General features: G+C 64.4%; 9 protein-coding genes and 1 pseudogene. 7 read left to right on the top strand and 3 right to left on the bottom strand.

The annotated features are described in order from the left end of the window. Together BST27_RS32690 and BST27_RS28060 are read left to right on the top strand one after the other, a co-directional pair. Positions 1 to 900, top strand: a 900-nt coding sequence (locus BST27_RS32690) for a hypothetical protein (RefSeq protein ID WP_170062380.1), incomplete at its 5' end; no start/stop codon positions are given. Between the two features lie 248 nt (positions 901 to 1148). After that, a complete protein-coding gene (locus BST27_RS28060; protein WP_069422201.1) occupies positions 1149 to 1679 on the top strand; it encodes a PE family protein in 531 nt (176 codons plus the stop codon). Positions 1680 to 1830: 151 nt separating this feature from the next. Here BST27_RS28060 and BST27_RS28055 read toward each other — a convergent pair whose 3' ends face one another. After that, a complete protein-coding gene (locus BST27_RS28055; protein WP_069422202.1) occupies positions 1831 to 3495 on the bottom strand; it encodes a PE family protein in 1665 nt (554 codons plus the stop codon). 252 nt (positions 3496 to 3747) lie between these two features. On the opposite strand from BST27_RS28055, the gene BST27_RS28050 reads away from it, so the two are divergent. After that, positions 3748 to 5130 (top strand): cytochrome P450, encoded by a 1383-nt coding sequence (locus BST27_RS28050; protein WP_232007447.1) that lies wholly within the window; start codon positions 3748 to 3750, stop codon positions 5128 to 5130. Between the two features lie 26 nt (positions 5131 to 5156). Here BST27_RS28050 and BST27_RS28045 read toward each other — a convergent pair whose 3' ends face one another. Then, the gene (locus BST27_RS28045) at positions 5157 to 7769 is read right to left on the bottom strand and encodes a LuxR C-terminal-related transcriptional regulator (protein WP_069422203.1); all 2613 of its coding nucleotides are present in this window, start codon (positions 7767 to 7769) and stop codon (positions 5157 to 5159) included. A 94-nt stretch (positions 7770 to 7863) separates the two neighbouring features. Continuing rightward, complete coding sequence (locus BST27_RS28040) at positions 7864 to 8058, bottom strand: hypothetical protein (RefSeq protein ID WP_069422219.1); 195 nt, start codon at positions 8056 to 8058, stop codon at positions 7864 to 7866. A 160-nt stretch (positions 8059 to 8218) separates the two neighbouring features. On the opposite strand from BST27_RS28040, the gene BST27_RS28035 reads away from it, so the two are divergent. The 4 genes and pseudogenes from BST27_RS28035 to BST27_RS28020 all read left to right on the top strand — a co-directional run. Beyond that, positions 8219 to 9319, top strand: coding sequence for a ferritin-like domain-containing protein (locus BST27_RS28035; protein ID WP_069422204.1), 1101 nt, complete (start codon positions 8219 to 8221; stop codon positions 9317 to 9319). Between the two features lie 130 nt (positions 9320 to 9449). Next, on the top strand, positions 9450 to 9878 hold the full coding sequence (locus BST27_RS28030; protein WP_069422205.1) for a hypothetical protein: 429 nt from the start codon (positions 9450 to 9452) through the stop codon (positions 9876 to 9878). Further along, complete coding sequence (locus BST27_RS28025; protein WP_079220211.1) at positions 9878 to 10321, top strand: MmpS family transport accessory protein; 444 nt, start codon at positions 9878 to 9880, stop codon at positions 10319 to 10321. Before BST27_RS28030 ends, BST27_RS28025 begins: the two co-directional genes overlap by 1 nt. Beyond that, positions 10318 to 12108, top strand: a pseudogene (locus BST27_RS28020) (MMPL family transporter); the annotation flags it as partial. The gene BST27_RS28025 and the pseudogene BST27_RS28020, both read left to right, overlap by 4 nt. Positions 12109 to 12177 lie beyond the last annotated feature (69 nt).

Below are 12177 nucleotides of genomic sequence, written 5' to 3'. Positions count from 1 at the left end.
GCCGCCGGACTGTTGGGCGCTGCCGCCGGAAACGGCGGCATCGGCGGCCCAGGCTCGACCGTTGGGGGTGACGGTGGCGCCGGCGGAGCCGGTGGGTTGTTCAGCGCCGGCGGTGTCGGCGGGGACGGCGGATTCGGCGTGACCAAAGGCGGTGCCGGCGGCGTCGGAGGAGCCGGCGGATTGTTCAGCGACGGTGGCTCCGGTGGGGCCGGCGGCTTCGGCGTGGCGGGCGGCGACGGGGGCGCCGGCGGGTCCGGCGGACTGTTCGGGTCCGGCGGCGCCGGTGGGGTTGGTGGGCGCGGAAACACCGCGGGCGCGGGCGGCGGTGGCGGTGCCGCCGGGCTGTTCGGTAACACCGGCGGCGCGGGAGGCGCCGGTGGCGGCGGCGGGACGACCGGCGGTGTCGGCGGCGCCGGTGGCGGCGGAGGGCTGTTTGGCTCCGGGGGCATCGGCGGCACTGGCGGGTTCGGCCCTAACGGGGGTAAGGGTGGCGCCGGCGGTAACGCCGGCATGTTCTCGGGAGCCGGCGGCGCTGGAGGGGTTGGCGGCGCGGGCACCTCCACCGGGGGTCTCGGCGGGGTCGGCGGCAACGCCGGCATGTTCTCCGGCGATGGCGGCGACGGCGGCGCCGGCGGATTTGGGGCCGTCGCTGGAGGCAATGGCGGCAACGGGGGCAAGGCAGCACAGATCGGTGACGGCGGGAACGGCGGCGCTGGCGGACAGAACAGCCCGGATGGCGCCGGCAAGGGTGGTAATGGTGGCGCCGGCGGGAATGCGGTGCTGATCGAGAACGGCGGCAACGGCGGCAACGGCGGGACTGGCAGCACCACGGGAACCGCAGGCGCCGGTGGCATCGGCGGCACGCTGCTCGGCGAGGACGGGAAGAACGGATTGCCGTAGCCGGCAACGCTTACCTTGCATCGGGGTGAGTTCGGGGCGGATCGGGACGCTCGAAGAGACTCTCGTCCTCATAGCGAACCGAAAATGGTGACACCGAAAATGCTTCGTCTCGGCCCAACGACTTTAGTCGGCTAGATAATCGCCGAAATGTTCTCGCCTGAATCAGGGTCAGGTGGCGGACTACGCGTACAAACACCGACCAAGCCATTACCGTTAACGGCAACCCGTTCGAATGAGGAGTGGCGGAAATGGCGTATGTGGTCGCGGACCCTGCGTGGATGACAACGGCGGCTTCAGATTTGGCGACCATCGAGTCTGACGTCAGCGCCGCCCGTCTGGTGGCGGCTGCCCGGACGACTTCGGTGGTGCCCGCCGCCGCCGACGAGATATCGGCGGCCATCGCCAACCTCATGTCGACCCACGCTCTCGACTTTCAGGCGATGATGCAGAACGCGTCGACCTTCCATGAACAATTCACCCACAACATCAATGCCGCCGCAGCCTCTTATTCCAGCACCGAGTCCGCGTCGGCCGCAGCGATAACGCCTAGAGTCATCAGCCTCTCCGAGTTCTTCGAGTACAGCCTGAGTGGTCTCGCTACCTCGACAGGCAATTTTATTGACTCGTTTGGTTCATTCCCCAACCTCGCGTGGGACCAGTTAGGCACAGCCGCCAATAATGCGCTGGCCATACTCCTATGGCCGATCGTATATCCAGCAACCGCCATCACCGTGTACGTCGTCGAGGCTGCGTTGGCCGCCATCCTGGGTGGCGGGTAGCCAGCGCGCGTCTTATCGCCGACCGTCTTCCGGACGCGCGATGCTGCGCGGATCTGGGCGAGATCGTTGCGATCCAGTTCGCGATCCGGAGGGAACCACCCTGGCGGGTAGGGCTCAGCGCCGGTGAATGGTGAGGCCCCCGCGGCAGCGATCAGAGTTCGGACAGGAATGTTGCGATCGCCCACGTTCCCAGGAAGGTCCACAAGCCGTTGGTTGCGGCAATCGGGCGGCCGATCGCGTTGACTAGTCCCATCGGATCGCCGGCGAAGAATTGCTGCACCCCGTCGGCGAACAATCCGATGTCGTACTGCGGGACCGAGAGGAACGCCGCGGCCGCCAAATCCGCCATCGGGGACAGCATTTGGACCCGGCCGCCGGCCGCGCTCTGCTCCGTGCCAGGGAACAGCGTGACCGCGCTCGGGCTCCCCAGGGTGGTTGGCATGACCGGGGATCCCGTGACCGACGCCAGCGCGCTCGCCGGGCCCGCGAGCCCCCCGAGCGCCGAGGCGTCGACACCAAAGTGACCCAGGAACGCGCCGACCCCCTGTCCCGCCGTGGAAACCAGGTCGGCGGCGAAGACCAGCGGGTTGACCTCCGGCAGCAGCCCGAACCCGGTCGGCACGTCGGCATACCCCGGGTTGTAGCCGAAGTGGGGATCGCCGTAGCCCCAGTTGACCAGATAGGTGAGGGTTGGTTGCACCAGATCCGCCAGCGGGTTGCCGATGAAGGGAATGGCACGCAGCGGCACCAACAGCGGCAGACCCAGACCCGGGTAGGTGATCATGTAGTAGTTGGTCGCCACGTTGGCCGACGACGTCGGCATGCTGACCAGTTCCAGGCCGGGCGGCAGGTTGAACGGGTCGACGGCACCCATGGCCCCGTGGACGAACAAGATGCCCGCCATGGCGTTGAGGTTGGACACGAAGTTGAGCGGATACCGCGGGAAGTCGGCGTACCCGTCGTATTGCGCCCAGAAGATGTTGGTCTGATACGGCGTGCTCGCCGGCGTGGCGCCGTAAAAATCAAAGCCGATGCTCGGCAGGCTCAGGCCGGCGAACCGCGCCATCAGGCCGCCGTTCGGGTTCATCGGACTGCCCATCAGGGTGAAAGTGATCTGGTCCTGGTACGGATTGCCCTGGGAGGCAAGCAAGTTCATCTCGAGCGAAGAGATGATGGCGCTTTGCGAATAGCCCAACACGGTGACGTCGTTGCCGGCCGCGATTTCCGCTTTGATCGCGGCGTCCAGCAGGGCCACCCCTTGAGCGACGGACTCCCTGAGGGTCATGGTGTTGTAGCCGGTGAGCGGATACAAACTCTCAGGGGTGAAGACGCCGAGCGCGCTGGTGTACGGGAAGGCGATGTATCGCCGGACCAAGTCGATATAAGACTGCGTCGGGTTTGGCATGCCGCTGCCGCCCATGATCAGCGCCACGGGGTTCGCGGCGGCGGCGCCAATCCCAGCCAGCCCGCCAGAGGCGCCCCCCAGCAGTGACCGGACGGGCGCTGCGATCGATTCCAGCTGTACCGCCGCGGCGTTGGCGAGCTCGGTCTCGCTATAAGCAAGCCACGAGTTCGTCAGCGCTCGCTCGAACGCCTCGTGAAATGCCGAGGCCGCAGAAACGGCCTTGAGATACGCCTGACCGTGGCCGCTGAACAACGCCGCTATGGCCGCCGAGACCTCATCTTCGGCCGCCGCCACCAAGCTGGTGATCTGCGTCGCGGCGGTGGTGTTAGCCGAGCCGACCGCCGTCCTGAGCTCCACCAGATCGGTTACGACCGCTGCCAGCAAATCCGGCTGAACGCCTACGAAGCTCATGCCCCCGCCCCAATCCCAAAAATCGGAACCTTCCCGCGCATCAGTGCCGCAAAGTTTGTCATGTCCGGGCAGCGCGTACCACCGTTTTCGCCAACACCGGCTGAAGTCGTTGGAACGCGGCCGGCCAGCAACGCAGGCAACGCCGAAGTTGGGGATGCTCTCGTGGCGCAAACCGTCTTGTTGCGCGACCGAAAGCTTTCCCGTATTTTGATGCCCTGCAAATTCACGCACCGGGGGCCTGGAAGGAGCGGGTTGGAAACCACGGCCGACCCGGTGCTGTTGCCACCGATTGCACCGGTTCCAAAATGGCTCGTCGCCGCAGGGGTCTTGTTGGCCCGCAACGCGGCGGTACGAGCAATGGGTCACCGCTATGGAGGCGCCTTCGCGGTGAAGGTGCCGGTGGTGGGCACGCTCGTCGTGGTCAGCGACCCGCAGCTGATCAAAGACATCAACGCCACGCGCAGCGACCTGATGATGAGACCTTCGACCCTGGGTTCGGCGTTGGGGCCCGGATCGACGTTCAGCCTCCACGGTGCCCCGCATCGCCAGCGCCGCAAGCTGCTCATGCCGGCAATTAACGGCAGGCGAGTCAGCGGTTATGAATCCATCGTCGAGGAAGAGGTACTGCGCAAGACCGCCCACTGGCCCGAAGGTCGTGAGTTCCCCACCCTGGAGTCGATGCGGCGCATTACGTTGAACATAATTTTGCGCGCCGTGTTCGGTGCCGACGGAGACGAACTCGAGGAACTTCGGGCGTTGTTGCCCCCTATGGTGGTTAGAACTTCGATCATGGCGGCGCTACCACCCCGCTTGCGCCGTGATGTCGGGCCGTGGAGTCCCGGTGGACAATACGGCCGCTATCGCCGCCGTTATGACGAGGTCATCGAGTCGTTGATCGCTAAGTCGCGACAGGACCCGCATTCGGCCGATCGCCGCGATGTGCTGTCGTTGCTGGTCGCCGCGCGCTACACGGATGGTCAGCCGATTTCCAACTCTCATATCGCCGACGAGTTGCTCACCTTGCTCGCCGCCGGCCACGAAACGACGGCGACCTCCCTGGCATGGGCGGTGGAGAGATTGCGCCGCCACCCCGAACTTCTTGAGCGCCTGGTCGCCGAAGTCGACACCGGGGGATCGGAATTGCTGCAGGCCACGGTGTGGGAGGTGCAGCGCACACGTCCAGTCATCGAAGGCATCGAGCGGTTCACTTTGAAGCGGGTTCGGCTGGGCCCGTATGTGATTCCGGAAAACACTCTGATCGCGGTAAGCATGGTGCTTGCCCACAACTCTGAACAGAACTACCCGGACGCCGAGCGATTTGAACCGGACCGGTTCGTGGGCAATCCTCCGGATGGCTCATTGTGGATTCCGTATGGCGGCGGCATCAATCGCTGCGTGGGTGCGGCGTTTGCCAACATGGAAATGGTGGTCACGTTGCGAACGTTGCTGCGCCACTTCACATTCGCACCCACCGACGCCAAGTCCGAGCGAAATTCCATGCGCAGCGTGACAACGTCGCCGAGCCGCGGCGGCCGAGCGGTGGTCTACCGCCGCGCTGTCCGCAGCACTCGCCCAGACACCGCCGTCACCGAGCCGACGTCCATGCCGTCAGAAAGCGAACAAGTAGGCGCTTGATGCGAGCCGAGGACGGTAACCGAGCCCTATTTACGCAGCAGCGAAGCGAGTTCCTCGCGGCTCGAGACACCGGTTTTCGCCATGGCCCGGTAGATGTGCCCCTCGACCGTACGAACGGACAACGTTAGGCGCTCGGCTACCGCGCGGCTGGACAAGCCTTCGCTCAACAACGCCACGATCTCTTGCTCACGCGAGGTAAACGGAAGACGCGTACTGGCCTGACGCAGCGCGGGCGTGGATGCTCCGCCGCAGCGCTCGGCCAGCGCGTCTGCCCGTGTCGAGCAGCCTAACGCCGAACCCCGTAAGTCCTTGCGGCGGAAGGCTATCGCCGCAAGGGCAGCCGCATCTAGCGCGGCGACCAGATCGCCCATCTTCTCGAATTCCTCGGATACCGAGGCCAACTCGTCGCCGGAGCCGGCTGCCAAAGCCCTAGCGAAGCAAGCGGCAGCGCCTACCCGCGGACCCTCCACCACCTTCGTGAGTTCGCCCAGGCGATCCGCGAACGAGCCGTCGCCGAACTGCGTTGTGGTCTGCAAGCACACCACTTCAGCCGCGAATTGGCCGTTGAGCCGAGTCTTTTCGGCAGCAGCAGCCGCAATGTTGATTGCTTCGCTGACCGCACCGTGGCACGCGGCCACCCACGCGCGCGCCAGTTCGCGCTCATATTCGACGAATCCATAACTCCGATGTGGTTCTGCGTCGACGGCGCTCAGCGCGGTCGATGCTTCTTCGGTCAACCCGGACATGGCCAGCGCGGTGGTGAGCGGAATCAGGTACCGGTACCGAAATCCGTTGGAGTCGCCGGTAAAAAGCTCGGCGACGGTCGCCAATAGTGACCTTGCTTCACCGAGCCGGCCCGATCCGGCCGCGGCGCGACCCCAAATCGCGGTGCTCAGCAGTTGGGCGACGCCGGGGACGTCGGCGGTCTGTCTCCGGGCCTGCTCCGCCATCGCACGTGCGTCACCCAGCCGACCGCACTGCAGCAGTGCCCCAACATGCCGGTCGACGATGAGGAGCCTCATGTGGGCCGCAGTCCCCTTTCGAACCGCATACGCATCGCCGGCGTCGGCAACACGGTCCGCCTCGGCGATGCGGCCGGCATCACCATGTGCCACAACCAGTCCCCACGTCGCCGCCGAGCTCACGATCGGGGGCAGTTTCGCAAGGTCCAAGCCCCTACCGAACTCCATCGCCTTTTCCGGCTTGGCCATCGACGCCCAATACGTGGTCATATACGCGTCGGTCCAGCCGCCAGTACGCGCCGTCGCAATTCGCGCGGCTTCGTCGAACATCTTCTTCGCGCCGTCGGGATCGGCAAGTCCCCATAGCTTGCCGAACCCGCGATGACCGAGCAGATACACCTGGTCTTCATCGGTCAGTCCCTCGGTCGGCGTTGCGGCGAGAAGGTCGTCGGCCGCTGCGCCGCGTCCCTGCCACGCCAGTGCGAACGCGCGGACGTTGTAGGCCGCAAACCCCCCGCCCGCCCGAATTGCCGCATCGGCCAGTCGATCGGCCAACGGGGCGTCCGCCAAGAACATGGCACCTTCGGCGGCCTTCAGCAGCAGTTCAGCGTCGGGTGTGAGGTCGGAATCGACGCTCAATACCGCGCGCCGGACTACCGTTCGCACTTCGTCGCGGTCGGCGGATTCGGCGAGTTCAGCAGCGACCCGACCTCGCAGTCTGCGCAGTCTGGTGGCTGCAACCCGCTTCCGCCGCAGTTCGCCGTACAGCGGGTGAGCAAGTCGGACTTCCACACCGCCGTCGACCTTCTCTAGCGCGATCAAGCCGCGCACATCGGCGTCCTCGATCGCCTCGGGGTCGGCGATCCGCGACAGCATCTCCAGTTCGATCGGCTCGCCCACCGCGAGCGCATCCACGACCTCGCCGATCGCTCCGGGCAGGGTGCCCATTCGTGACTCGATCAGTTCCGCCAGATTGGCCGGCACCACCGGTTCACCGGTCCACTGCCAGTAACCATGGCGTCGAGCCAGCCGGCCGTCGAACACTTCTTGCTCCACGATGTTTCGTAGATACAGCGCGTTGCCCCGCGTGAGCTTCCACAGCAGCTGGACGGCGGTTGGATCCACCAGGCCGCCCAACGTCGCCGACAACAGGGCGGCGGTTTCATCGGCCGAAAGTGGTTGCAAGTCCAGACGTTCGAAGGCGCCGTTGCGCCACACATCTTGTACCGCAACAGGAATCGGTTCGCCGCTGCGAATGGTCAGCAGCACTTTCGCCGCGCGCCGCGCGACGATCTGGTGCAGAACGAAGGCCGACAAGTCATCCAGCAAGTGCGCATCATCGACGGCGACTACCACCGAAGTGCGCGGCGCCGCAGCGGTCAGCGACTCGATCACGTCGCGGACGAGTTGCACGAGCTGACTGTTCGCGGGATCTGGCGGGCTCACCCAGGGCGCAAACGCCCCCAAGGGAAGCGACCGCGCCGACGCGCTCCCGACTGCCCATCGGATGACAGATCCGCCGGCGGCGGATGCCGCGAGTGCCTCCCGCGCGACTCGACTCTTGCCGACGCCGGTGGCGCCCCACACGATGATTCCGGCCGCGCCCGCGTCAGAAACGGCGGATTCGATGACCGCCATTTCTTGCGACCGGCCGATCAGGGGCCACGTCAGACGCACGCGGTTAGCGTAGCCCGGTACGCGGCGATCTGGCCCTAATTGCGTCCCACGTCGGACGACGCAGCCGCCGGGTCTGGGCAAGACATTGGACTCCTCATTCGTTTTGTTGCAGGGCAATGAGTTTGGCCTCGGCGATGCGATAGACGCCGTCGAGGGAATCGTTCTCGACGCCGACGTATTCGCAGATCACTTCGCGCGCCACGCCGGCATCACGCAGCCGCAACGCCAGTGAATACGGCAGCGGAAGTTTGCGGAGCGCTAGCTCACGCTCGTTGAGGGCCTCGGACACGCAATCAGCGTGAACCCGCACGCCGAGAGTCGATTGAGTAAGGCGGTACTCGATCTGGTCGGGAACGTGGTCGATTTCGGGGTTGACGACAGCGCCTTGCACGGCGCAATGTGATACGCGTCATATGACCACCAGTCACTGAGCAGGGAGGCGGCAGCTCATGACGACGAAAGACAAGTACACAGACGTACCCGAGCCGTACTCGTGGGAGGTTCCCTGCGCAGGCGATTCGCGCTTTACGTGGGAGTACGACGAGGGCCGCGCCCGACTCCTTTCCTTGTATCAAAAGGGAAAGGACAAGCAGTGGGACGCCCAGTCGCGCATCGACTGGACGCAAGAGGTAGACCCGTTGAACCCGGTCGGTCTGCCCGACGAGTTCCATCCGCTTTTCGGCAGCCCAACGTGGGAGGCAGCAGACAAGTCGCTTCGCGACCAGATGCGCCTGCACTTTCAGGCGTGGCAGTTCTCCCAGTTCCTGCACGGCGAGCAGGGGGCGATGGTGTGTGCGGCCAAGATCGTCGAGGTCGTCCCGGACCTGGACGCGAAGTTCTACGCGGCCACCCAGACCATGGACGAGGCACGGCACGTCGAGGCGTTCTCGCGGTTCTTGCAGGAGAAGGTCGGCCTGGTCTACCCGATCAACAAGCACCTGACCGCGCTGTTGGACGACACCTTGCGCGACTCCCGCTGGGACATGCCCTACCTCGGCATGCAGGTCCTCATCGAGGGGCTGGCACTGGCCGCCTTTGGCGTGCTGCGTGACATGACTCCGAAAGACTCACTGTCCAAGCAGTTGCTGGCCTACGTCATGCAAGACGAGGCACGGCACGTCGCATTCGGCCGAATCTCGCTGAAGGACTACTACTCGGCGCTGACCGAAGCCGAGCGAAACGAGCGCGAGGAATTCGTCGTCGACGCGTGTTACCTGATGCGTGACCGGTTCCGCGGCGAGGAAGTTTTCGAGACCCTCGGCCTCGACGTAGACGCGTGCGCCAGTTGGCTCGACACGTCGCCACTGATGATTCAGTTCCGCTCGCACCTGTTCAGCCGCATCGTGCCGATCGTCAAGGACGTCGGACTGTGGGGCGACAAGGTGCAAAAGGCTTTCTCGGACATGGGTGTCCTCGACATGGCCGGCTCCGACATCGAGTCGCTGATGAAGGCCGATGAGGACCAGGCCGAAGCCTTGGACAAGGCACACGCCGAGATGGCCGAGCGGGCCGCCGAGGTGGACCAGGTGATCGCGGCCGGCGCCGGCTAGCCCGCCAGCTAGCCCCCTCCTCCGGACTCTGCGCAGTGCGCTCCCGGTCCCGGATTACGCCAGCGGTTGAGGAATATCAATAACAGACGCTAGTGTTCACTAATCCGGTAATGATCGGGAGGAGCCGGATGTGATTTCTAGCCTGTACGGCCTATTAACCGTGATCTCCCTCGCGCTGATGCTGGTTTCGGCGGTTGTAGCAAGTGCATATGTAACTCGATTACGTAAGCGGGAATCGACCCCGGTCGGTGAAGCGTTGGGCAGCGCCAGAGATGTGGTCCGCAAAATACGTAAACGCGAACCCATGACGGAAGACGAGCTGTACTACGCGCGGCAAGTCGTGGCCGACCGTTGCTCCCCCTTGGCACTTTCCATCCCCGGGATGATCTTCATGCTTGGGTGCTTCTACGTCTTCGGCAGCCTCGAGCATCTCCACGGCGCGACGCCCTCCGAGCGGACGTTTCTGGGCGTGATACCCATGCTGACCTCGACCAACCTCGCCCTTCGCATGCTCAGCCACGTGCGGTTGAAAAGACGTCTGCGGAAGGCGGCGAACTGATGAGCCATCGTTCGATTGGTAGAACCGTTCTGGCGCGGGCATGGATGCCGTTGGTCACCGTGATTGCGCTCGGTGTGGGGGCGCTGTGCATGTGGAAGGTCCACCAGATGTCCGAGCCGCCGCCGGTCATCACCGTCAACCCCCAACAGGCACCGGAGCAGACCACCCCCAAGACCCTCACTTATGAGCTGTTCGGCTCTGCCGGCCAGGGCGGGCTGCTCACCTACATCGACATCGACGGCCACCCGCACAAAGTCGACATCACGGCTCTGCCGTGGTCGCACACCGAGACAACCACACTCACCGTGGTGTCGGGCAGCATCTCGGCGCAGGTACACGGCGGCCAGATCGGCTGTCGCATGTTGGTGAATGGCGTTGTCCGCGACGAACATACGGATAGCCACCAGGACGCGGACGTCCAGTGCAGGGTGAAGTCCGCATGAGCGCACACCAGTCGCCCAACCGACCTGTCATCGCGAGAACCGTTCGCGCCCTGGCGATTCCGATCATCGTCTTTTGGGCACTGCTGGCCGTGACGACCAACACCTTCGTGCCCCAGGTGGAGCGCGTAGCGGAGGAACTCGCCGGGCCGATGGTGCCGCACTACGCGCCGTCGCAACGGGCCATGCTGCGGATCGGCGAGAAGTTCCAGGAGTCCACCTCCACCAGCTTGACCATGGTCGTATTCGAGGCCAACCGGCCGCTGGGCGATCAGGACCACCACTATTACGACGACCTGATGCTTCGGTTGAAGCGGGACACCGCGCACGTGCAGTACGTCATGGACTTGTGGGGCAAACCGATAACCTCGGCGGGAGCTCAGAGCGTCGACGGCAAGGCTACGTATGTGCTGCTGCGACTGGCCGGCGATATCGGTCAGATGCAAGCGAACGAGTCCGTCGACGCCGTCCGGAAAATCGTCGCGAACGACACCCCGCCGCCCGGACTCAAGGTCTACGTCAGCGGCGCCGCTCCGCTGGCGTCGGACACCGTGTCCATCGCCAATTCCAGCCTGAACAACATCACCATCGTCACGATCATCCTCATCATTGTGATGCTGTTACTGGTGTACCGCTCCGTCAGCACCCTGCTGGTGCCGTTGGCCGGTGTTCTCATCGAAATGCTGGTTGCGAAAGGCGTTGTCGCCACCCTGGGACATTTCGGGTACATCGAACTCTCGTCGTTCGCGGTCAACATAGTCGTGGCGCTGACCCTTGGTGCGGGCACGGACTACGGCATCTTCCTGATGGGCCGCTATCACGAGGCACGACGGGCGGGCGAAAGCAGAGAAGACGCCTTTTACACTGCGTACCAAGGGGTTACGCCCATCATCATCGGCTCGGGGCTGACCATCGCGGGCGCGGGTTACTGCCTGAGCTTCGCCCGACTCAATTACTTCCACACCATGGGGCCGGCCGTCGCGATCGGCATGTTGTTGACCATCGCAGCGGCCCTGACGCTGGGCCCGGCCATCCTGACCGTAGGCAGCCTGTTCGGGATGTTCGACCCCAGAAGCGCGGCCAAGGCGCGTCTTTACCGGCGGATCGGTGCGAGCGTGGTGCGGTGGCCGGTGCCAATCCTTGCCGCCAGTTCCGCCATCGTCATGATCGGGGCGATCTTCGTGCCGTCGTTTCAGGTGAACTACGACGACCGCCAATATCAACCGCCCGACGCTCCGGCCAACCAAGGCTTCGCCGCGGCGGATCGGCACTTCTCCAAGAGCAAGCTGTTCTCCGAGATGCTGATGGTCGAGTCCGACCACGACATGCGAAACTCGGCCGACTTCATCACGTTGGACCGGGTGGCCAAGGCACTCATCCGACTCCCCGGGGTCGCAATGGTGCAGAGCATCACCCGACCACTGGGCCGAGCCCTTGAACACGCCAGCCTCCCTTACCTGTTCACCACGCAAGGCAGCGGCAACGGTCAACAGCTCCCGTTCAACATGGCGCAGAATGCCAACACCGACAGCCAGGCAGAGATCCAAGCGCACACCGTCGAGGTGCTGGATCGACTGATCGTGCTGTTCCAGAGCATGTCGGATGAGATGCACCAGACGGTGGTCACCATGGAGGACATGAAACGGGTCACCGAGAACATCAACGAGGAGATCTCGAATCTCGACGACTTCTTCCGACCCATCCGAAGCTATTTCTATTGGGAAAAACACTGTTTCGACATCCCCGTCTGCTGGACGTTCAGATCGGTCTTTGACGGCCTCGCCCGGATTTTTCGTGAAACGTTGTGAGTTTCGGGGTGTAGATATGCGAAAGTGCCTGTCCTGCAAGGAATAATTGGA

The sequence above is a fragment of the Mycobacterium intermedium genome, assembly GCF_002086275.1.
Lineage (GTDB): Bacteria > Actinomycetota > Actinomycetes > Mycobacteriales > Mycobacteriaceae > Mycobacterium > Mycobacterium intermedium.
The sequence above is the reverse complement of the archived record's forward strand: the minus strand, read 5'-3'. Positions and strand labels throughout refer to the sequence as shown.

Excerpts from the sequence above, each read along its gene's own strand:
- BST27_RS28060 (WP_069422201.1), top strand. The coding sequence starts at position 1,149 with ATGGCGTATGTGGTCGCGGACCCTGCGTGGATGACAACGGCGGCTTCA.
- BST27_RS28055 (WP_069422202.1), bottom strand. The coding sequence starts at position 3,495 with ATGAGCTTCGTAGGCGTTCAGCCGGATTTGCTGGCAGCGGTCGTAACC.
- BST27_RS28035 (WP_069422204.1), top strand. The coding sequence starts at position 8,219 with ATGACGACGAAAGACAAGTACACAGACGTACCCGAGCCGTACTCGTGG.
- BST27_RS28025 (WP_079220211.1), top strand. The coding sequence starts at position 9,878 with ATGAGCCATCGTTCGATTGGTAGAACCGTTCTGGCGCGGGCATGGATG.